The sequence below is a fragment of the Tropicimonas sp. IMCC34043 genome (genome assembly GCF_003390845.1).
Lineage (GTDB): Bacteria > Pseudomonadota > Alphaproteobacteria > Rhodobacterales > Rhodobacteraceae > Tropicimonas.
The window spans coordinates 118,714-137,964 of sequence record NZ_QMEK01000008.1 but is presented as its reverse complement, the minus strand read 5'-3'; the positions used below and the strand labels follow the sequence as shown (position 1 = coordinate 137,964).

At 66.4% G+C, this 19,251-nt stretch carries 21 protein-coding genes; 16 read left to right on the top strand and 5 right to left on the bottom strand.

Going from position 1 to position 19,251, the window contains the following annotated elements:
* From DQG17_RS20515 to dctP, 4 genes are all read right to left on the bottom strand, one after another.
* Window positions 1–459, bottom strand: a 459-nt coding sequence (locus DQG17_RS20515) for an NAD(P)-dependent oxidoreductase (protein WP_198666229.1), incomplete at its 3' end; no start/stop codon positions are given.
* Between the two features lie 21 nt (window positions 460–480).
* Window positions 481–1,791 (bottom strand): TRAP transporter large permease, encoded by a 1,311-nt coding sequence (locus DQG17_RS20510; protein WP_116134774.1) that lies wholly within the window; start codon window positions 1,789–1,791, stop codon window positions 481–483.
* On the bottom strand, window positions 1,784–2,338 hold the full coding sequence (locus DQG17_RS20505) for a TRAP transporter small permease (protein ID WP_157973701.1): 555 nt from the start codon (window positions 2,336–2,338) through the stop codon (window positions 1,784–1,786). Before DQG17_RS20505 ends, DQG17_RS20510 begins: the two co-directional genes overlap by 8 nt.
* A 114-nt stretch (window positions 2,339–2,452) precedes the next feature.
* Window positions 2,453–3,466, bottom strand: a complete 1,014-nt coding sequence (gene dctP, locus DQG17_RS20500) for a TRAP transporter substrate-binding protein DctP (protein WP_116134770.1) — start codon at window positions 3,464–3,466, stop codon at window positions 2,453–2,455.
* Window positions 3,467–3,599: 133 nt separating this feature from the next.
* Here dctP and DQG17_RS20495 point away from each other — a divergent pair, with 133 nt between their 5' ends.
* The 4 genes from DQG17_RS20495 (at window position 3,600) to DQG17_RS20480 (ending at window position 7,258) form a co-directional block, all read left to right on the top strand.
* Window positions 3,600–4,394 carry an N-acyl homoserine lactonase family protein gene (locus tag DQG17_RS20495; RefSeq protein ID WP_116134768.1) on the top strand — a complete coding sequence of 265 codons (795 nt, stop codon included), beginning with the start codon at window positions 3,600–3,602 and terminating at the stop codon, window positions 4,392–4,394.
* An 83-nt stretch (window positions 4,395–4,477) separates the two neighbouring features.
* On the top strand, window positions 4,478–5,665 hold the full coding sequence (locus tag DQG17_RS20490) for a serine hydrolase (protein WP_116134766.1): 1,188 nt from the start codon (window positions 4,478–4,480) through the stop codon (window positions 5,663–5,665).
* A gap of 2 nt (window positions 5,666–5,667) precedes the next feature.
* Entirely contained in the window at window positions 5,668–6,456 is a 789-nt protein-coding gene (locus DQG17_RS20485) for an SDR family NAD(P)-dependent oxidoreductase (protein ID WP_116134764.1), read from the top strand.
* Window positions 6,457–6,490: 34 nt separating this feature from the next.
* Window positions 6,491–7,258, top strand: a complete 768-nt coding sequence (locus tag DQG17_RS20480) for an SDR family NAD(P)-dependent oxidoreductase (RefSeq protein WP_157973700.1) — start codon at window positions 6,491–6,493, stop codon at window positions 7,256–7,258.
* An 82-nt stretch (window positions 7,259–7,340) separates the two neighbouring features.
* On the opposite strand, the gene DQG17_RS20475 is transcribed toward DQG17_RS20480, so the two are convergent.
* Window positions 7,341–8,045: a GntR family transcriptional regulator gene (locus DQG17_RS20475; RefSeq protein WP_116134760.1), complete on the bottom strand. Its 705-nt coding sequence runs from the start codon at window positions 8,043–8,045 to the stop codon at window positions 7,341–7,343.
* 133 nt (window positions 8,046–8,178) lie between these two features.
* On the opposite strand from DQG17_RS20475, the gene DQG17_RS20470 reads away from it, so the two are divergent.
* From DQG17_RS20470 to DQG17_RS22180, 12 genes are all read left to right on the top strand, one after another.
* A complete protein-coding gene (locus DQG17_RS20470; RefSeq protein WP_116134758.1) occupies window positions 8,179–8,580 on the top strand; it encodes a carboxymuconolactone decarboxylase family protein in 402 nt (133 codons plus the stop codon).
* Between the two features lie 3 nt (window positions 8,581–8,583).
* The gene (locus tag DQG17_RS20465; protein WP_116134756.1) at window positions 8,584–9,762 is read left to right on the top strand and encodes a cytochrome P450; all 1,179 of its coding nucleotides are present in this window, start codon (window positions 8,584–8,586) and stop codon (window positions 9,760–9,762) included.
* 77 nt (window positions 9,763–9,839) lie between these two features.
* The gene (locus tag DQG17_RS20460; protein ID WP_116134754.1) at window positions 9,840–11,129 is read left to right on the top strand and encodes an ABC transporter substrate-binding protein; all 1,290 of its coding nucleotides are present in this window, start codon (window positions 9,840–9,842) and stop codon (window positions 11,127–11,129) included.
* A 69-nt stretch (window positions 11,130–11,198) separates the two neighbouring features.
* A complete protein-coding gene (locus DQG17_RS20455) occupies window positions 11,199–11,924 on the top strand; it encodes an ABC transporter ATP-binding protein (protein WP_116134752.1) in 726 nt (241 codons plus the stop codon).
* Window positions 11,911–12,621, top strand: a complete 711-nt coding sequence (locus DQG17_RS20450; protein WP_116134750.1) for an ABC transporter ATP-binding protein — start codon at window positions 11,911–11,913, stop codon at window positions 12,619–12,621. Before DQG17_RS20455 ends, DQG17_RS20450 begins: the two co-directional genes overlap by 14 nt.
* Window positions 12,618–13,481, top strand: coding sequence for a branched-chain amino acid ABC transporter permease (locus DQG17_RS20445; protein ID WP_116134748.1), 864 nt, complete (start codon window positions 12,618–12,620; stop codon window positions 13,479–13,481). The genes DQG17_RS20450 and DQG17_RS20445 overlap by 4 nt, the downstream gene beginning before the upstream one ends.
* The gene (locus tag DQG17_RS20440; protein WP_116134746.1) at window positions 13,478–14,461 is read left to right on the top strand and encodes a branched-chain amino acid ABC transporter permease; all 984 of its coding nucleotides are present in this window, start codon (window positions 13,478–13,480) and stop codon (window positions 14,459–14,461) included. Before DQG17_RS20445 ends, DQG17_RS20440 begins: the two co-directional genes overlap by 4 nt.
* 3 nt (window positions 14,462–14,464) lie before the next feature.
* Window positions 14,465–15,211 carry an SDR family NAD(P)-dependent oxidoreductase gene (locus tag DQG17_RS20435; protein ID WP_116134744.1) on the top strand — a complete coding sequence of 249 codons (747 nt, stop codon included), beginning with the start codon at window positions 14,465–14,467 and terminating at the stop codon, window positions 15,209–15,211.
* Window positions 15,208–16,818: a GMC family oxidoreductase gene (locus tag DQG17_RS20430; RefSeq protein WP_116134743.1), complete on the top strand. Its 1,611-nt coding sequence runs from the start codon at window positions 15,208–15,210 to the stop codon at window positions 16,816–16,818. Before DQG17_RS20435 ends, DQG17_RS20430 begins: the two co-directional genes overlap by 4 nt.
* The gene (locus DQG17_RS20425) at window positions 16,818–18,401 is read left to right on the top strand and encodes a GMC family oxidoreductase (RefSeq protein WP_116134741.1); all 1,584 of its coding nucleotides are present in this window, start codon (window positions 16,818–16,820) and stop codon (window positions 18,399–18,401) included. The genes DQG17_RS20430 and DQG17_RS20425 overlap by 1 nt, the downstream gene beginning before the upstream one ends.
* A gap of 3 nt (window positions 18,402–18,404) precedes the next feature.
* Entirely contained in the window at window positions 18,405–18,842 is a 438-nt protein-coding gene (locus tag DQG17_RS20420) for a heme-binding protein (protein WP_116134739.1), read from the top strand.
* A gap of 61 nt (window positions 18,843–18,903) precedes the next feature.
* On the top strand, window positions 18,904–19,218 hold the full coding sequence (locus DQG17_RS22180; RefSeq protein ID WP_116134737.1) for a leucine zipper domain-containing protein: 315 nt from the start codon (window positions 18,904–18,906) through the stop codon (window positions 19,216–19,218).
* Window positions 19,219–19,251: the final 33 nt, after the last annotated feature.

Genomic DNA, 19,251 nt, shown 5'->3' with positions numbered 1-19,251 from the left:
CACCGGCTCGCCCACGGCGAAACCCGCGTCCGCGCCGCCCGCCATGATGGCAAGCTCGCCGGTGATCGCCCGCGACACGCCGCCCGACACGGGGCAGTCGAGCAGCGTCACGTCGCGTTCGGCCAGCTCTTCGGCCATGGTCCGTGTCGCGTCGGGCACGCCCGAGGACATCTCGAGGATCACGGTGCCGGGCTTCAGCCCCGCGATGACGCCCGTCTCGCCGTCGAGCACGGCGCGCACGATGGCCGACGAGGGCAGCATGGTCACGATGATGTCGCAGGCTTCGGCCAGGGCCTTGCCATTGGCGGCGGCGCTGCCCCCGGTCGCGGTGGCGATTTCCTCTGCCTTTGCCGCGTTGGCATCCAGCACGACGAGGGGAAAGCCCGCACCCGCCACGCGTTTCGCCATGGGATCGCCCATCGCGCCAAGGCCGATGAAGCCGACAGTCGGTCTGCTCATGTCAGTGTCCTTTTACTGGGGTCACATCATCTGGCCGGGCAGCCAGAGCGAGATCTGGGGGAAGGCGATGAGAAGCGCCAGGACGATGATCTCGATGATGATGAAGGGAACGATGCCGCGGTAGATGTCGGGCAGTTTCACCCGGCCCTCCGCCGCGCCGATCACGGCGAAGAGGTTCATGCCTACAGGGGGCGACAGCACCGCAAGCTCGACGAGCTTGACCATGATGACGCCGAACCAGATCCCATCGAAGCCCATCGAGGTGACGATGGGATAGACGAAGGGCAGGGTCATCACCTGCATCGCCATCGGGTCCATGAACATGCCGAGGATGGTGAACACCACGGTGAGCAGGATGATGAAGGCGATGGGCGAGATGTCGAGCGACTGCATCAGGTCGGTGGCTTCCGTCACCGTGCCCGCGACGAGGAAGAAGCGGGTGAACATGAGCCCGCCGATGATCACGATAAACAGCGCCGCCGTGATCGCCGCCGTCGAGCGCAGGTTCTCGCCCAGCGAGGCCCAGGTGATCTTGCGCCGGAACAGCGCGATGGCCAGCGCACCGGCGGCACCGAGCGCACCTGCGCCCGAGGGTGTGGTGAAGCCAAGGTAGATGCCGCCGATCACGACCGCGGCGAGCAGGAAGGTCGCCCAGAGGTTCAGCGCGCTCTTGCCAATCTCTCGCAGCGACGCGCGCGGCTGCGGTTCGGGGGCGAGCGAGGGGCGCACGCGCACGAAGATATAGACCCCGACCATGTAGGCCACGGCGGTCAGGATACCCGGCAGCATCCCCGCGATGAGCAGTTCGGCAACGCTTTCGCCGGTCAAGAGGCCATAGATGACAAAGCTGATCGAGGGCGGGATGAGCGCGGCGATGGTCCCGGCGGCGGCGATGGCCCCGGCCGACAGTGCCTTGTCATAGCCCAGCTTCAACATCTCGTTCAGCGCGATCCGGGTGAACAGCGCGGCGTTCACCAGCGTCGAGCCGGAAATCGCGGCGAAACCCGCCGACGACAGGATCGTCGCCTGGTAGAGCGCGCCGCGCGTCGAGCGCAGGATGAGGTTGGAAAACCGGAACAGCTCGTTCGTGATGCCGGAGGACGACGCGATGGCGCCCATCAGGACGAACATCGGGATCACGACAAAGGCATAGTCCGACGCGGTCGCGAAGGGCAGGTTGGTCAGGACCGACAGCGCAAAGTTCGGGCCGCCGGTGATCCACAGGCCGACCACGGCCACGGCACCCATCGCGATGCCCACGGGCACGCCTGCGAGGGCGAGGAACAGCATCGCGGCAACGGCTATGGCGCCAAGCGTCAGGGGATCAAACATCGGCGGTATCCTCGGCCACGTCGGCGGTATTGGGTTTGGGCGAGGTGTCGATCGCGGCCGGGGTCACGATCCGGATCACCAGCTGGCGCAGGAATTCGGCGGCCGAGAGCCAGGCGCCAAAGGCGGCAAGCGCCTTGAAGGGGGTCAGCGGAAAGGCGAGGGCGCCAAGCGCGCGTTCGTTGTAGCTGAACGCCCTGAGCGCGAGGTCGGTCGTCCGCCAGCCGACGGTGGCCATGAAGGCCGCGCCGATGGCGAGGGCAAAGATCATCGCGACCTTGTTCATGCGCGGCCCCATCGCCGAGGTCGCGATGTCGATCACGATATGCGAACCGATGGCCTGGGCCTGTGCGAGCCCCAGGAACACGATTACCGCCAGCAGCGCGCCGGACAATTCGACCATGCCGGGGATCGGCCGGAAGAACAGGTTGGTGGAAATCACGTCCACCGTGCCCATGAGCGCGACGATGAGCAGCAGGATGGAGGCGGCGATGAACCCGACATAGGCCAGCTTGCGCAGGAGCCAGTCGATTGAAGTGAATAGGACCATGGAGACCTCGGGACTCGGGTGAAGCCGCATCTGGGGCATGTTCTGCCGGGCTCCGAATATGGCACCGAGGACGGGCGAACCCGTCCCCGGTCATCGATCAGGACCTTGCGGCGATCAGTTGTTTTCGCGGATGTAGGCCACGGTGGCTTCGGCCTGCTCGCCCTTGCCGTTGCCTGCCATACTTTCGGCCCAGAGGTCGAGCATGTCGGGCAGCGCGGCTTCGAAGGCTTCCTTTTCCTCGAATTCCACGACTTCCATGCCGGCTTCGGTGATCGCGTCCACCGCCTTGGCTTCGTCGCCGGCGATCAGTTCGTTACCGTATGCTTCGGCGTCCGCCGCCACCTCTTCAAACAGGGTGCGGACCTCTTGCGGCCAGCTTTCCCACTTGTCCTTCGCGATGAACAGCGTGTGGGCCGAGATGACGCCGAACGACAGGTCGGTTGCGTAGTCGGCGACCTGGTCGACCTTGAACGCCTTGACGGCGGAGTTGAACATGTAGGTGCAATCCATCGCGCCCGACTGCATCGCCTGGATCATGTCGGTCGGCGGAATGTTCACCGGGATCGCGCCAAGGGCCTCGAACATCTTCGGAACGAAGGCACCGTAGGAGCGGATCTTGATGTTATTGAAGTCTTCCATCGTCTTGATGGGCTTCGTGCAGTAGATACGGTAATCCGGCAGGTAGCGGAACAGGAGCGGGTGCAGGTTCGCCTGGTCCAGCTCGGCCCTCGCCGTTTCGTCGAACATCATGATGTCGTGGGTCAGCTTGTTGACCGTCGGGCCGTCGGTATAGGTGACGGGCAGCGCGTTGGTCACGGCCGAGAAGGGCAGGCGCGCGGCCTGGTTGCCCATCACGATCAGGCCAAGGTCCACGGCGCCCGACCCCACGAGGTCGACGATCTCGGCTTCACCGCCCAGCGTGTTGGCCCAGAAATGCTGGATCTTGATCTTGCCGCCCGAGCGTTTCTCGATCTCGGACGAGAAGTAGGTGTCGATCGCCGACGTGTTCACGACCTCGGGAATGTTCGAGGAGTAACGCAGGTTCATTTCCGGATAGTCCTGAGCGAAGCCCGCGGTCGTAAAGGACAGTGCGGCGATCGTCGAGGCGACGAGCGTTGTGAATTTCATGGTTTCCTCCCCTGAAGGTGACGCGCAAGCTGGCTTTGCGAAAATCGTTTTCGCCACATTGGCAGTTTGTCATACAGCATGACGATATGTTAATTCAAGAAGGAATCGCAAAGTTAACACCGGAGGACCTACGATGTACGAGGTTTACGCCCTGCGCTATGCCACCATGTCCCCGGACCGGCCGAGGCGCGAAAACTTCATGCCTGGCATGGATTTGCACGACGGTCCGATGCCGCTCGACTACTATGTCTGGGTGATCCGCGGCCCGGAGGGGGACGTGGTCGTCGATACCGGGTTCGGTCCCGAACAGGCAGCCAGGCGGGGCCGCATCTTGCTTGCCTCACCGACCGAGATGCTGGCGAGAGTCGGGATCGACGCGGCCGAGGTGCGGCATGTGATCCTGACCCATCTGCATTACGACCACGCGGGGACGATGTCGGATTTCCCCAAGGCGCAGTTCCACCTGCAGGATGCGGAAATGGCCTATGCCACCGGGCGGCCCATGTGCCACGCCTGCCTCTCCGCGCCCTTCAACGTCGAGGACGTCGTGGATGCGGTGCGCCTGGTCCATGGCGGGCGGATGATGTTCCACGATGGCGACGCGGAGTTTGCGCCGGGAATCACGCTGCACCGGATCGGCGGCCATACCGGCGGGCTTCAGGTGGTGCGGGTGATGACCGCGCGCGGGCCGCTCGTGCTTGCCTCCGACGCCTTCCACTTCTCCGAAAACCGGACCCGGCGCGCGCCCTTTCCGCTGGTCTACAACGTGGGCGACATGCTCGAGGGCTTCCTGCGCTGCGAGTCGCTGGCGGGGGGCGATCCCGACCTGCTCATTCCCGGTCACGATCCCGAGGTGCGTCGCCGCTGGCCCGCGATCCATGCCGACGAGCCCGACATCCTGCGCCTCGACCTCGCGCCCCTGGCCTGACAGCGCAATATACCTTCATACGGTCTGTTGACATATTGTCATACAAACTGCTAATCAGCGGTCAAACATTCGGAGGACACCCAATGCAATTCGACAAGACCGTGACCGCGCGGGGCCACGATTTTCACCTGACCGGATGGGTGAAGGACGGCCATCAGGCCGTGGCCGACGCCTTTGCGGAAAACTTCGCGGTGGAAGAGGAAATCGGTGCCTCGACCGCGATCTTCGTCGATGGCGAGCAGGTCGCCGATCTCTGGGGCGGCTACCGCGATGCGGCGTTCACGAAGCTCTGGGAAAAGGACACCGTCGTCTGCATGATGTCGGTGGGCAAGGGGATTTCCGGCATCACCTTCAACGGGCTGATCTCCGAGGGGCTGATCGACCCGCAGGAAAAGGTCGCGACCTACTGGCCCGAGTTCGCGCAGAACGGCAAACAGGACATCACCGTCGCCATGGTGCTCGACCACACCTGCGCGCTGCCCGTCGTGACCGATCCGCTCTACAAGGGTGCGATCTTCGACTGCGACCTGATCGTCTCGGCGCTGGAAAAACAGGCGCCGCTGTGGGAGCCAGGCACGATTGCCGCCTACCACATCCACACCCAAGGCAACCTTCTGGGCGAAATTGCCCGGCGCGTGACCGGCAAACGCTTCAAGGACCTGATCCAGGAGCGCGTGATCCAGCCGCTTGGCGGCGACTACAAGATCGGCGACCTGACCGAGGCCGAGATCGAGAACCGCGTCGCCACGCTGGTGCCCACCCTCGCGGGCACGCTCCTTGAACGCAAGGACACGGAACCCGACACGCTGCTTGCCAAGGGCTTTGCCCAGCACCCGGACGAACCCATTGGCGACACGCTCAACTCCCACGGCTGGCGCACGGCGGAAATCGCGAGCGCGAACGGCCACGGCACCGCGCGGACCGTCGCCAAGGTCTATGGCACCGTCGCGCGCGGCGGATCGCTGGATGGCGTGACGATCATGTCGCCGGAAACGGTCGAAGACATGATCACCGAGCAGCATCACCAGTACGAACAGATGCAGCAGCGCCATTACCACCAGGGCCGCGGCATCCTGCTCAACACCGAGGAAGCGGTCTGGATGGGTCCGAACCCGCGGTCCTTCGGCCACCACGGCTTTGGCGGCTCAATCGGCTTCGGCGACCCGGACGCAAAGATCGGCTTTGCCTATTCCTGCAACAAGATGCACTCGCGCGGCGACAACGGGCCGCGCGCCCGCCGCATCATCGAAGCCCTCTACGCAGGGCTTTGATCATGGGCGAGACGACACAGAACCGCGTCGCGGCCGTGACCGGCGGGGCAGGGGGCATCGGTGCCGCCACCGTCGCCCGACTGCGCGCCGCCGGATGGCAGGTCGCGATCCTCGACCGCGACATGGACCTCGCCCGCAAGATCGCGGAGGAGACCGGGGGCGTGGCGCGCGAGATCGACCTTGCCGATGGCGATAGCATCCAGGCCGCCGCCGATTGGGTCGAGGCGAACATGGGCCCGCTCGAGGCGCTGGCCTGCGTCGCCGCGCACCTGGAAAACCCGCACAATCCGCAGGACCAGGACCCCGACGAATGGGAGGCGATCCTCAAGGTGAACCTCACTGGCACCTTCAAGACGCTGACCGCCTTCGGCAACCCGATGCGCCAGCGCCGCAAGGGGTCGATCGTGACGGTCGGTTCGATCACCTCGCTCAATTCCAGCCCGCTCATGGCCTATGGCCCGACCAAGGCCGGGATCATCAACATGACCCGGAACTTCGCCGTGGCCTGGGGGCGCGAGGGCGTGCGCCTGAATGTCGTGCACCCGGGTCCCACCCGGACCCCGGCGGTCGAGGCGAGCTATGCCCGCGGCGAACGCAGCCCGGACGTGATGATCCGGCAGACCGCTCTGGGGCGTCTCGTGATGCCCGAGCAGGTAGCCAATGCCATTCACTTCCTGCTCTCGGACGAGGCGGGCGCGATCACCGGGATCGAATTGCCGGTGGACAGCGGCACGCTCGCGACCGGGCTCTGGTCGCTCTACGGCGGCGTGCCGGACAGCACCGCGGGCTGAAGGCCCGACCAATACCGCGCGGCGGGAGGAACAGATGACAGATATCAATGCAGGCAGACATGCAGGACAGGTCGTCCTGATCACCGGCGCCGGGCGCGGCATCGGGGCGGCTACGGCGCGGCTCCTCGCCGCACGCGGCGCGGCGGTCGGGGTGCTCGACATCGACGAGAACCTTGCCAGCGGCACGGCCGAGGCGATCACCGAAACCGGTGGCCGGGCCATGGCCCTGGTCGCCGACGCCTCGGACCGGGCGCAGGTGATGGCAGCGGCCGAGAGCCTTGCCGCGGAATTCGGACCGCTGACGGGCATCGTCAACGACGCGATCTGGATCCGCTACGAGCCGGTCGAAAGCGTGACGGACGAGGTTCTGGGCCGGATGCTCGACGTGGGCGTCAAGGGACCCTTCTGGGGGGTTCAGGCGCTTCTCGCGCACCGGGCCGACACCGAGGTCGCCATCGTGAACATCACCTCGCCGGTGGCCGAGGTCGGCTCGGCCGGCACCTCGTCCTACACCGCGATCAAGGGCGCGATTGCCGCGATCACCCGCCAGCTCGCCGTGGAACTGGGCCCCAAGGGGGTGCGCGTGAACGCCGTGACGCCGGGCGCCGTGCCGACACCGGGGGCACGCACCATCGTGGACGAGGCGGGCTATGACAAGCGCCGGGCGCAGACGCCGCTCGGGCGACTGGGCACGGAAGAGGACATCGCGGCGGCGATCGCCTATCTCCTCTCCGCCGACGCGGGCTTTGTCACCGGCACGATCCTGCGCGCCGATGGCGGCATCACGATCAAGTCGGTCTGACATGCCGACAGGCGCGCGCCCCTTCCACGCGGTCCATGACGCGGCCCCCCGACCGGGGCGCCCCGCTTCCGGCGCGGGCCGGTCAGGCCTCGTGCGGCGCGCCTTCGGGGATCGACTTCAGCGCGGCCTTCGCGGCGTTCTGCACGTGATCGAGGCACAGCCGCCACGCCAGGTCCTCGTCCCGCGCCTCGAGCGCATCGCAGAAGGCCCGCAGTTCGCGGATCGACTCCTGCGCGCGTTCGGAACTGGACAGCGACACGACACGCAGCTGGGACGCGCGGGTGTGGATGCGCCGCAGCATGTCGGCGGCGACCTCGTTGCCCGCACCCTTCAGGAGGATGTCGTAGAACCGGCCCTTCACGTCGATAAAGGTCTCGGCGGAAAAGTCCTGGTAGACGAGCGCAAGCTCCTCGACGCTGGCGCGCAGCGCCTTCATCTCCTCGCCGCTCGCCCGTTGCGCAAAGAGCCGCGCGGCCAGCCCTTCGAGCATCTGGCGCACCTCGTAGATCGAGCGCGCGGTCTCCTGCGTCAGCACGGAAACGCTCATGCCCTTGTTGGGTTTGAGCGTGATGAGCCCGTCGGCCTGAAGCTCGCGCAGCGCCTCGCGCAGCGACGTGCGCGACACCCCCATCATGTCGCAGAGCTCGCGTTCGATCAGCCGTTCACCGGGTTTGAAATGCCCGACGACAATCGCCATCCGCAGGCGTTCCGCGACCTGTTCCCGCAGTCCGGGAAGGGTTTCCACACGGAGGTTCATGTCCTGTGACTTGGTCGAATCTGCTGGCATCGGGCGGCTCCTGTGCGGGGCGGGTAACTGAACCGGGGCATCCTGCCGCCGGTTTGCGTGAAAGCGGGGTCCTGCGAACAGGTCTTGCAATCACATTGTATTTTTGTATGGCAAAAAACAAGGGTCAGACACCATGACAAACCAAGAAAAGACCATCGGTCAGCTTTTCGACGAAGGTCTGAACCTGCGGCGCGAAGTCCTCGGGGCGGAATATGTCGACGGTTCGATAGAGCGGGCCAACGACTTCATGATGGAGTTTCAGCACATCACGACCGAATGGTGCTGGGGCTACGCCTGGGGCCGCGACACGCTCGACCGCAAGACGCGCTCGATGCTGAACCTCGCCATGCTGACCGCGCTCAACCGCGCGGCCGAGATCAAGCTGCACGTGCGCGGCGCGGTGAACAACGGCGTGAGCGTCGAGGAAATCCGCGAAACGCTGCTGCACGCCACCGTCTATTGCGGCATTCCCGCCGGTCTCGATGCGTTCAAGGCCGCCAACGAAGTGCTCAAGGACATGGGCAAGGTCGACTGATCCGTGCCGGGGCTCGCCCATGTCGACGTGCTGGGAACGGACCGCGTCACGCTTGACCGGCTGAGCGCGCAAGGCTGGGCGGTGACCTCGGCGCGGGGGCTCGAGGTGCTGCACTTCGCGCCCGCCGTCGCGGCGCTCGAGCACCCATCGCTCGCCAAGGGCGTGTCGTTCCAGCGCCGGCTCGACGATCTCGGGATCACCGAAGGTCCGGCACGTGACGACTGGGACCGGATGCTCGTGACCACCGAGGGCACCCATCGGCGGGCGTTGCGGCGTCCGTTCGCGGTGCTCCTCGCGGGACCGCAGGTCAAGCGGCTGACGGCCGATCTGCGCGCGATCATCGAGGGCGTCCTCGACGACATTCCCGACCCGGCCGACATCGACCTGATGGCCGACATCGCGTGGAAAGTGCCCGCGCGGGTCTATTGCCACCTCGTCGCGGCCCCCCTGGACCAGGCGCCCCTTGTGGCGCAACTGTCGGACCGGACGCTCGCCCCGATCCTGACCGGCGATCACGCCCGGCGGCAGGACAGCATCGACGCCTTCGCCACCACGCGGGACTTCGTGCGCGAACACCTCGGGCGGCGGCGGCGCGAAGGGTTGGGCGAGGATTTCGCCTCGATCATGATCCGCCAGCAGATCGAGGGGCTGCAGACCGAGGACGAGCTCATCTGCGAAGGCATCGCGCTGTTGCAGGCCAGCGTCGACAACACCGTGCACCAGCTGGGCCTCGTGCTGGGCGTGCTCCTGTCCGACCCGGCACGCTGGAGGTCGGTGGTGGCCGAACCCGCGTCCATCCCTGCGGCCATCGAAGAGGCGATGCGTCTCGCCCCGCGCTTCAACACCGTGTTTCGCCAGGCCAGCGCGCCGACCGAGCTCAACGGTCATGCGCTGGCGGCTGGCGACTGGGTCTTCGTGTCGACCTTGGCCGCCAACCGTGACCCGGAGCGGTTTCCCGACCCGCATGGCTTTCGCCCCGACCGGCGTATGACGCGCGCGTTGCAGTTCGGCGGCGGACCGTACTCCTGCCTCGGACAGACCCTGGCACGGATCGAGCTGCAAGAGGCGATCAGCGCCATTGCCGCACGGTTTCCCGCCCTGCGCATGACGGGCGACTTGGCGTGTCATGTCACCAACGCAGTCACAGAAGTGACGAGACTCCGCGCCTCGCATGGATTGTAAGACAAACCGACGAATCTAATTGACCGACGGTGGATCATCATACAATATGACGAACGAGTGATTGGGAGGAGATAGAGATGACCAAAGGATTTACCCTGACCAGCCGTCGTCATGTGCTCAAGGGGCTCGCGGCCGGCACCGGTGCCGCCGCTCTTGGCCTGCCGTCGATCACCCATGCCCGGAGCGCGGGAACGATCCGGATCGGCTATATCGACCAGCTTACCGGCATCCGGTCCGACTTCGGCCAGACCGCGCCCTGGGTCGTCGAGCAGATCGAGACGCTGCTTGACGAGGGGATCGAGATCAACGGCGACGTCTGGGACGTGGAAATCCTCGTCCGTGACAGCCAGTCGGACCCGAACCGCATGGGCTCGCTCGGCAACGAACTCGTGCTGCGTGAAAACGTCGACCTGCTGCTCGTCGCCGACGGACTTGCCGCGCCCGCGCTGGAAATCTGCGACCAGAACGGCACGCCCGGCATCTCGACGATCCTGCAATGGGAACCCTTCTACGCCGCGCGCGGCGGCACGCCGGAAACCGGCTATCCCTACAGCTTCCTGTTCTTCTGGTCGGGCGCCGACATCATCAAGAACTACATCGGCATGTGGCAGGAAAGCGGCATCGACCCGGCCGTGGGCACCTTCTACGAGGACAACGACTTCGGCCGCGGCTTCTCCGAAGGCATGACCGCCTCGCTCGCCGAAGCCAATTTCACCGAAGTGCCCGGCGGCATCTTCAAGGAACAGGTGGACGACTTCTCGAACCAGGTCGCGGCCTTCCGCGACGGTGGCGCGAAAATCGTCACCGGCCTCGTGTTCCCGCAGCATTTCGCAACCTTCTACGGCCAGGCACGCCAGGCCGGGCTCAAGCTCGACGCGGTCTCCATCGCCGCCGCCTTCGTGTTCCCCTCGGGGGTCGAAGTGCTGGGCGACCAAGGTGCGGGCATGTCGACCGAGGTGTGGTTCAACCGCCAGCTTCCCTATACCTCGACCCTCACCGGCCAGACCGCCGAGGAGTTCTGCACCGCCTATGAGAAGGCGACGGGCAAGCAGTGGGCGCAGCCGATGGGCTATCACCACGCGATCTGGGAAGTCGGCGTCGCCGCGCTCAAGGCCTCGGGCGATCCCAAGAACCGCGATGCCGTGCGCGACGCCATCGCCGGGCTCGAGATCGACACCATCGTCGGCAAGGTGGACTTCAAGAACTCGCCGATGAAATCGGTCGCGACGACCTGGGTTACCATGGGCCAGTGGCACAAGACCCCCGAAGGATCGGCCTTCCCCTACGAGCTTTACGTGACCAACAACGTCACCGCGCCGCATGTGCCGACGCAGAAGCCGTTCCAGAAGCTGTCCGAATTCAACTGAGCTAGGTTCACGAGCATGCCCGGACGCGACGGCGCGTGCGGGCATTTTCGCGGCCAAGGGAGGCATGTCTTGCAGGTATTGAGCGTCCGCAATCTCAACCGGCGTTTCGGCGCGATCACGGTGGCACAGGACCTGTCATTCGACGCGGCGATGGGCGAATGCCTCGGCATCATCGGTCCGAACGGCGCGGGCAAGACGTCGATCTTCAACATGCTGACCGGCAACTTGAAGCCGCAGGACGGGACGATCACGCTCGACGGGCGGGACGTGACCGGCGCCTCGCCACATTCGCGCACGCTCGCGGGGCTGGGGCGCACCTACCAGGTGCCGCAGCCCTTCGGCCAGCTCACCGCCTACGAGAACGTGCTGGCCGCCGCGGCCTTCGGCGGCAAGGCGGGCGACGGGGCCGAGGCGCGCGCGCGCAGCGTGCTGGACCGGACGGGCCTGGCCGCGCGGGCCGACAAGCCCGCGGGGTCGCTGCCGCTGCTCGACCGCAAGCGGCTCGAGCTGGCGCGCGCCATGGCGCTGCAACCGCGGCTGCTGCTGCTCGACGAGATCGCGGGCGGGCTGACCGAGGCCGAGGTGGGCGAGCTGGTGGCCCTGATCCGCGAACTCAAGCCCGACGTGGCGATGGTCTGGATCGAACATGTGACGCACGCCCTGTCGGCGGTGGCCGACCGGATCCTCGCCATCAACTTCGGCGCCGAGATAGCCAGCGGCCTGCCGGACGCCGTGATGCGCGACCCCGCCGTGCTGGAAATCTACATGGGAGCGGTGATTGATGTCCCTGCTTGAGGTCGAAAACCTGGACGTCTTCTACGGCGATTTCCAGGCCGTGCACGGGGTGAACCTGTCGCTCGACGAAGGCCAGACCGTGGCCATCATCGGCGCGAACGGCGCGGGCAAGTCCACGCTGCTCAACGCCATTTCGGGGATCAACGGGCAGAAGAACGGCACGGTCCGCTTTGGCGGCACCGACATCACCCGCCACCGCGCCGACCGCATCGCGCGAGAAGGCATGACGATGGTGCCCGAGGGACGGCGGCTGTTCACCTCGCTGTCGGTGGAGGACAACCTCCGGATGGGCGAGAGCGCGGGCCGCAAGGGCCCCTGGACGGTGGGCGAGATCTACGCCCTCTTTCCCCGCCTGGGAGAGCTGCGCCAGGTCGCCGCGGGCAGCCTGTCGGGCGGGCAGCAGCAGATGGTGGCGATCGGCCGCGCGCTGATGACCAACCCGCGTGTGCTGCTGTGCGACGAGCTGTCGCTCGGCCTCGCGCCCACGATCATCAACGACATCTACCGCTGCTTCGACCGCATCCGCGAGACCGGCGTCTCCATCGTGGTGATCGAGCAGAACGTGGCGCAGGCGGCGGCGGCGGCGGGCTATGCCTATTGCCTGCTGGAGGGTCGGGTCAGCCTCGAGGGGCGGACCGACACGCTCACCATGGCGGAGATCACGGCCGCCTATTTCGGAACGGAGAAGACCGCATGATCTGGGTGGAAACCGTCGTCAACGGCATGCTGCTGGGAGGGCTCTACGCGCTAGTGGGCCTCGGGCTGGGGTACGCCTTCGGCGTCATGAAGATCGTGAACGTGGCGCAGGGCGACTTCATCGTGGCAGCGGCCTTCCTGGGCGTGTTCCTCGTGCCCTGGACGCCGGTGCATCCCTTGCTGGTCATCGTGCCGGTGGCGATCGTGTCCTTCGTCTTCGGCATCATCCTGCAGCGCACGATGATCAACCGCGTGCTGGGGCAGGACCAGATCCCGCAGATCCTGCTGACCTTCGGCATGGCCATCGTGCTGCGCAACGCCATGGTCGAGATTTACGGGGCCAACAGCCAGTCGATCGACGTGGGCAACCTGCGCTTCATGGGGTTCGACGTCCTCGGGCTGCGGCTGGGCGTGCTGCCGGTGGTGATCCTGGGGATCGCCGTGGCGCTCTTTGCCGCGCTGCACCTGTGGATGCGGCACAGCCGCATGGGCCGGATCATCCGGGCCACGGCGGACGACCACCAGGTCGTGCAGCTGAGCGGGGTGAACTATCGCCGGGTCTACGGCATCGCCATGGGCATCGCGCTGGCGCTGTCGGCGGTGGCGGGCGTGCTTCTGGCGATGCGCGGCAGCTTCACGCCCTATTCGGGCGCGGACCGGCTGCTGATCGCCTTCGAGGTCGTGGTGATCGGCGGTCTGGGCAGCTTCTGGGGCATGTTCGCGGGCGGCTTGATCCTGGGGGTCACGCAGCTTGTCGCGCTCAAGCTCGACCCGTCGTCGGGGCTGATGTGGGGGCACTTGATGTTTTTGGTGATCCTCTTCCTGTCGCCCAACGGCATCGCCGGGCTGGTGCGCCGATGACCGACCTGCGTCCCAAGCTTGTGGCCCTGGCGGCCGCGCTCGCCGCCGCCGCCCTGATCGCGGCGCCCCATGTCGCGGGCGAGGGCAACCTGCGCTACGTGGTGGAGATCTTCTGCGTCTTCGCCTTCGCACAAAGCTGGAACTTCCTGGCGGGATATGTCGGGCTGATGTCCTTCGGGCAGCAACTTTTCATCGGGCTGGGGGCCTATTTCGTCTTCACCATCTCCAACACGCTGGGGGTCAACCCGTTCTTGATGGTGCCGCTGGCCTTCGTTTTCTCAGGCGCCTTCGCGGCGCTGATCTCGCCGCTGGTCTTCCGGCTGCGCGACGCCTATTTCGCGATCTCCATCTGGGTCATCGCCGAGATCGTGCGCCTGTTCATCGCGCAGCGGGACATCTTCGGCTCGGTTTCGGGGCTGCCGCTGATCGCCACGCGGGGCATGGACCGGGGCCTCGTGTCGATGTGGACGTTCTACCTCGCCGCGTTGCTGGCCTTCCTGGCGGTCTTCGGGCTCTACTATCTCGCGCGGTCGCGGTTCGGGCTGGCGCTGGCCGCCGTACGCGACAACGAGGACACCGCGGCGTCCATCGGGATCAACGTCTGGTGGACGCGCTTCGCGGGCTTCGTGATCGGCTGCGGCTTCACCGGTGCTGCGGGCGCGGTCTACTACATGTCCGTGTTCCAGGTGCAGCCGGGCGGGGCCTTCGACCCGAACTGGATGGTGATCATGCTGTTCATCGTGATCATCGGCGGCGTGGGCACCGTCGAGGGGCCGATCCTCGGCACCGCGATCTACTTTCTCCTGCGGGCCTTCTTTTCGGGGACCGGCAATCTCTATCTCATGCTGCTCGGAGCCGCGGCGATCGCCGTGATGATGGTGTCCTCGAGGGGGATCTGGGGCGTCTTTCACGACCGCACCGGCATCGACCTCTTCGGGGTCCGGCGGGCAAGCGGAATGGACACGGAACATAAGGGCTAGGTCATGAACCGACTGAAGGACAAGCGCATCATCGTCACAGGGGCCGCGACGGGCATCGGCAAGGCGGTGGCAGAGGCCTGTGTCGCCCAGGGCGCGCAGGTGGTGATCGCCGATCTGAACGCCGCGGTCGGACAGGCCACGGCCGACGCCATCGGCGCGGGTTTCGTCGCCTGCGACGTGTCAGACGAGGCGAGCGTGAAGGCGATGATCGCTGCCGCCGTCGAACGGCTGGGCGGGCTTGACGGCCTGGTCAACAACGCCGGCCTGCAAAAAGCCGGGCCGATCGAGACGACGTCCCTTGCCGATTGGGATGCGCTCATGGCCGTGAACATCCGCGGCGTGTTCCTGGCCACCCGGGACGCGATCCCGCATCTCAAGGCCGCGGGCGGCGGATCGATCGTGAATACCGCTTCGCTCGCGGGCAAGCGCGGGGGGCCGGGCATCGGAGCCTATGCGGCGTCGAAGGGTGGCGTGATGGCCTTTACCACGTCGACCGCGCTCGAACTCGCGCGCGACGGCATCCGCGCGAACTCGGTCTGCCCCGGCTTCATCGACACGCCCTTCAACGATCCGGCCATCGGTTTCATGGGCGGACGCGAGGCGCAGGCGCGGGCGGTGGAAATCATGGTCCCGATGGGCCGTCAGGCCACGCCCGAGGAGGTCGCGCCGATGTATGTCTACCTGCTGTCGGACGAAGCAAGCTACGTGACCGCCCAGGCGCTGTCGGTCGACGGGGGCGTCTACAATTGACCGAGACCTTCGACCATATCGTGATCGGGGCCGGGTCAGCGGGCGCGGTGGTCGGGGCCCGGCTGTCCGAGGACCCCAAGACCCGCGTGCTCCTGCTCGAGGCTGGCGGAATGGACGCCCATCCGGGCTTTCGCCTGCCGCTGCTCATGGGGGCCTTTGTCCGCTCGGGCGTCTACAACTGGTCCTACCAGACCGACCCCGAACCGCATCTGAACAACCGCCACATCCCCTGGCCGCGCGGCAAGGTGATCGGCGGGTCGTCGACGCTGAATGGCATGGTCTACATCCGGGGCGTGCCGGGCGATTACGACGGCTGGGCGCAGATGGGCCTGCCCGGTTGGGGATGGGACGAGGTCCTGCCCTATTTCCGCCGGGCCGAGGCGCATGAGGACCGCGACGGGGCGCATCATGCGACCGACGGCGCGATGACCGTGCGCCGCGCGCGCGGCAAGAACAAGCTGACCGATGCCTTCATCAAGGCGGGGGGCGAGGCCGGCTACCCGGTCAACGACGATTTCAACGGCACGAGCCAGGAGGGCTTTGGCCGCTTCGATTTCACCATTCGCGACGGCAAACGCTGCGGCACGGCGCGTGCCTATGTCCGGCCCGCGATGTCCCGGCCCAACATGGAGCTGCGCACCCGCGCGCTGACCACCCGGCTGCTGATCGAGGACGGGCGCTGCGTGGGCGTCGAATACAAGCAGGGCGGCACGCTGAAGCAGGCACGGGTGACCGGCGAGGTCATCGTGTCGGGCGGGGCGATCAACTCGCCGCAGATCCTCATGCTCTCGGGCATCGGCCCGGCCGGGCATCTGCGCGAGATGGGGATCGACCCGGTGCTCGACCTGCCGGGCGTTGGGCGGAACCTGCAGGACCATTTCGACTGCGGCCTCGAGTGGGAGGCGACGCGGCCCGTGTCGCTCACCGCCGAGCTGCGGATCGACAAGGTCGCGGTCAACCTGCTTCGCGGCGCGCTGGTCGGTGTCGGCCCGGCGACGGTGTTTCCCTACGAGGGCGGGGCCTTTCTCAAGGTCAACCCCGGGTCCGAGGACGCCGACATCCAGGTCCATTTCATGCATGGTCGAGAGGCGACGTCGAAGCTGCACCTGTTCCCCGGCAAGACCGAGGAGAGCCACGGTTTCACCGTGCGGATTTCGCAGACACGGCCCGAAAGCCGGGGCTGGCTGAAGCTCCGGTCGAAGAACCCCGAGGAGGCGCCGTCGATGATCGGCAACTACCTCGCCGCGCAGTCCGACATCGACACGACGATCGCGGGCGTGCGCGCGCTGCGCCGGGTGGTGGGCCAGCCGGCATTTGACCGCTACCGGGGGCGCGAGGTCAATCCGGGCGAAACGGTCGACAGCGATGCCGAAATCACCGCCTGGCTCCGGGAAACCGGGGCGACCACGTTCCACCAGTCAGGGACCTGCGCGATGGGGCAGGGGCCGATGGCGGTGCTCGACGAACGGCTGCGGGTGCGCGGCATCAGGGGCCTGCGCGTGGCCGACGCGAGCGTCATGCCGCGCATCGTCACCGGCAACACCAATGCGCCCTCCATCATGATCGGCGAACGCGCGGCGGACTTCGTGCGGGAGGACGCGCGCTGATGGAGCAGTACGACTACATCATCATCGGGGCCGGATCGGCGGGATCGGTGCTGGCCAACCGCCTGTCCGAGGACCCGGGGGTCCGGATCCTCGTGCTCGAGGCCGGGCCGGACGAGCGGGTGTTTTCGACCCGCGCGCCGGGGGCCTTTGTCAGGCTTTTCGACACCGCGCGGACGTTTCCCTATGTCTCCGACCCCGAACCGGGGGCCAACGGGCGGCGCATTCATGTGCCGCAGGGCCGGATGCCCGGGGGCGGGTCGTCGATCAACGGGATGATCTATATCCGGGGGGACCGGCAGGATTTCGACGACTGGGCGCTGCCCGGCTGGTCCTATGACGAGGTGCTGCCCTATTTCATCCGCTCGGAAGCGAATGAACGTCTGTCGGACGGCTTTCACGGCACCGACGGGCCGCTGTCGGTCATGGACATCCCGCACCGCCACCCGGTAAACGCGGCCTTCGTCCTCGCCGCGCAGCAGGCGGGCATCCCCTATACCCACGATTTCAACGGGGCGAGCCAGCTGGGCGTCGGCTGGTTTCAGGTCACCCAACGCGGCGGCGAACGCGCCTCAACCGCACGGGAATTCCTTCGGCCCGCGATGGCGCGCGGCAACATCCGGCTGGAACTGGAGGCAACGGTCGAGCGAGTCGTTGTCGAAGACGGGCGAGCGACCGGCGTCGTCTGGACCAGAGGGGGGCTGCAAGAGGCCCGCGCGACCAAATCCGTGATCGTCAGCGCCGGAACCATGGGGTCGCCCAAGGTCCTTATGCTCTCGGGCATCGGATCCGCCGCGCATCTGGCTGAGCACGGCATCGACGTGCTGCGCGATCTGCCGGTGGGCCGGAATTATCACGACCATCTGCAAGCACCAAACTACTATGCCACAAAGGAACCGATCAGCCTGCTCGGGCAGGACAAGGGATTTGCCGCCGTGCGCCACGGGCTGCAATGGCTGTTGACGCGCACGGGGCTTTTGACCTCGAACGTGGGCGAGGTGGCGGCCTTTGCCGATACGCTGGGCCAAGGCCGGGCGGATGTGCAGATCCACTGTTTTCCGGTTTTCGTCCCCGATCACGAACGCGCCCCGCCCGAGGGGCACGGCTTTTCGCTCGCGCCCTGCGACATTCGTCCCTATTCGCGCGGCGAGGTGCTGTTGCGGTCCAAGGATTCGCGGGCGCAGGTCCGGATCAGGGGCAACGCCCTGTCGGACGAGCGTGACGTGGCGACGCTGGTGCGCGGTCTTAAGATCGTGCGCCAGATTGCCAAGATGCCCGCGATAGCGGGTCTTATCGATCGCGAGTTGATCCTCTCGGGCGGTGTGCCGGATGCAGAGCTTGGCGACTATGCCCGCAACTACGTCAAGACGGTCTACCACCCGGTCGGCACCTGCCGAATGGGCGAGGGCCCCGAGGCCGTGGTGGATGCCGGGCTCAAGGTCCATGGGATCGAGGGGCTTCACGTTGTCGATGCGTCTGTCATGCCCGCGATCACGTCGGGCAACACGAATGCGCCGACCATCATGATCGCGGAAAAGGCGGCGGACATGATCCGCGGCCGCGCCTCCCTGACAGCGAGGACTTGAACGATGCAGGTTTCACGTAAGAAAAGCACCATCACGCAAGCCGCCGCCAAGGCGCTGGCGGAGGCCGCGATTGCCGCGGCGACTGAACGCGGTCTGGCCATCGGGGTCTGCATTACGGATGCCGAAGGCGCGCCGGTCGCGCTGTTGCGGATGGACGGGGTCGGTGCGCCGATCGTCGAATTCTGCTCGGAAAAGGCCTATACTTCTGCCGTGACCGGCGCCGCGACGCGGGATTTCCACGCGCACATGGCCTCGTCCCCCTCGCTCCAGATGGGAATGACCGGTCGGCCCAGGTTCCTCGTTTGGGGTGGCGGATTACCGGTTGAGTACGGCGGTGAAACCATCGGGGGTATCGGTATCTCGGGCGGAACGGAAGATCAGGACATCGAGGTTGCCGCTGCGGCACTTGCCGCGCTTGAACTGGCTGTGAAGTCTCGGTAGGTTGTGCACCCGGTTCGGGGCCAGGCTGCAATCGCCAAACCACGACCGAGGACCCCGCAGGATGAACAACCCACCCCAAGGCGCCCGTCTCACCTTCCATAGTCGAGAGCAGATCGTCGCCCTCGTCCTTGAAGGCCAGCCCGTGGAGAAGGGGACCGAAGACGTCGCGGGTTCGGTCCGGACCGTGCGCAAGTGGCTCGCCCGGTTTCGGGCAGGCGGGAGCGCGGCGCTGTCAAATCGCGCAGGCGCTCCTCTGCGCAGGCCAAACCGGCTCCCAGAAAGAACGGTCGCCGCCGTACTTTATCGGCGCCGGACGTTTCGAATGACGGCACCTGCACTTGTCGCATGGCCTGCTGGCCCCGGCAGAGGCCTATGATACTCAAGACCCGAACCTGAAAACTGCCGCCTC

What these genes read in the sequence shown, in the direction of transcription:
- DQG17_RS20510 (WP_116134774.1), bottom strand. Translation starts at nt 1,791, where the DNA reads ATGTTTGATCCCCTGACGCTTGGCGCCATAGCCGTTGCCGCGATGCTG.
- DQG17_RS20505 (WP_157973701.1), bottom strand. Translation starts at nt 2,338, where the DNA reads ATGGTCCTATTCACTTCAATCGACTGGCTCCTGCGCAAGCTGGCCTAT.
- dctP (WP_116134770.1), bottom strand. Translation starts at nt 3,466, where the DNA reads ATGAAATTCACAACGCTCGTCGCCTCGACGATCGCCGCACTGTCCTTT.
- DQG17_RS20495 (WP_116134768.1), top strand. Translation starts at nt 3,600, where the DNA reads ATGTACGAGGTTTACGCCCTGCGCTATGCCACCATGTCCCCGGACCGG.
- DQG17_RS20490 (WP_116134766.1), top strand. Translation starts at nt 4,478, where the DNA reads ATGCAATTCGACAAGACCGTGACCGCGCGGGGCCACGATTTTCACCTG.
- DQG17_RS20485 (WP_116134764.1), top strand. Translation starts at nt 5,668, where the DNA reads ATGGGCGAGACGACACAGAACCGCGTCGCGGCCGTGACCGGCGGGGCA.
- DQG17_RS20480 (WP_157973700.1), top strand. Translation starts at nt 6,491, where the DNA reads ATGACAGATATCAATGCAGGCAGACATGCAGGACAGGTCGTCCTGATC.
- DQG17_RS20475 (WP_116134760.1), bottom strand. Translation starts at nt 8,045, where the DNA reads ATGCCAGCAGATTCGACCAAGTCACAGGACATGAACCTCCGTGTGGAA.
- DQG17_RS20470 (WP_116134758.1), top strand. Translation starts at nt 8,179, where the DNA reads ATGACAAACCAAGAAAAGACCATCGGTCAGCTTTTCGACGAAGGTCTG.
- DQG17_RS20460 (WP_116134754.1), top strand. Translation starts at nt 9,840, where the DNA reads ATGACCAAAGGATTTACCCTGACCAGCCGTCGTCATGTGCTCAAGGGG.
- DQG17_RS20450 (WP_116134750.1), top strand. Translation starts at nt 11,911, where the DNA reads ATGTCCCTGCTTGAGGTCGAAAACCTGGACGTCTTCTACGGCGATTTC.
- DQG17_RS20445 (WP_116134748.1), top strand. Translation starts at nt 12,618, where the DNA reads ATGATCTGGGTGGAAACCGTCGTCAACGGCATGCTGCTGGGAGGGCTC.
- DQG17_RS20440 (WP_116134746.1), top strand. Translation starts at nt 13,478, where the DNA reads ATGACCGACCTGCGTCCCAAGCTTGTGGCCCTGGCGGCCGCGCTCGCC.
- DQG17_RS20435 (WP_116134744.1), top strand. Translation starts at nt 14,465, where the DNA reads ATGAACCGACTGAAGGACAAGCGCATCATCGTCACAGGGGCCGCGACG.
- DQG17_RS20425 (WP_116134741.1), top strand. Translation starts at nt 16,818, where the DNA reads ATGGAGCAGTACGACTACATCATCATCGGGGCCGGATCGGCGGGATCG.
- DQG17_RS20420 (WP_116134739.1), top strand. Translation starts at nt 18,405, where the DNA reads ATGCAGGTTTCACGTAAGAAAAGCACCATCACGCAAGCCGCCGCCAAG.
- DQG17_RS22180 (WP_116134737.1), top strand. Translation starts at nt 18,904, where the DNA reads ATGAACAACCCACCCCAAGGCGCCCGTCTCACCTTCCATAGTCGAGAG.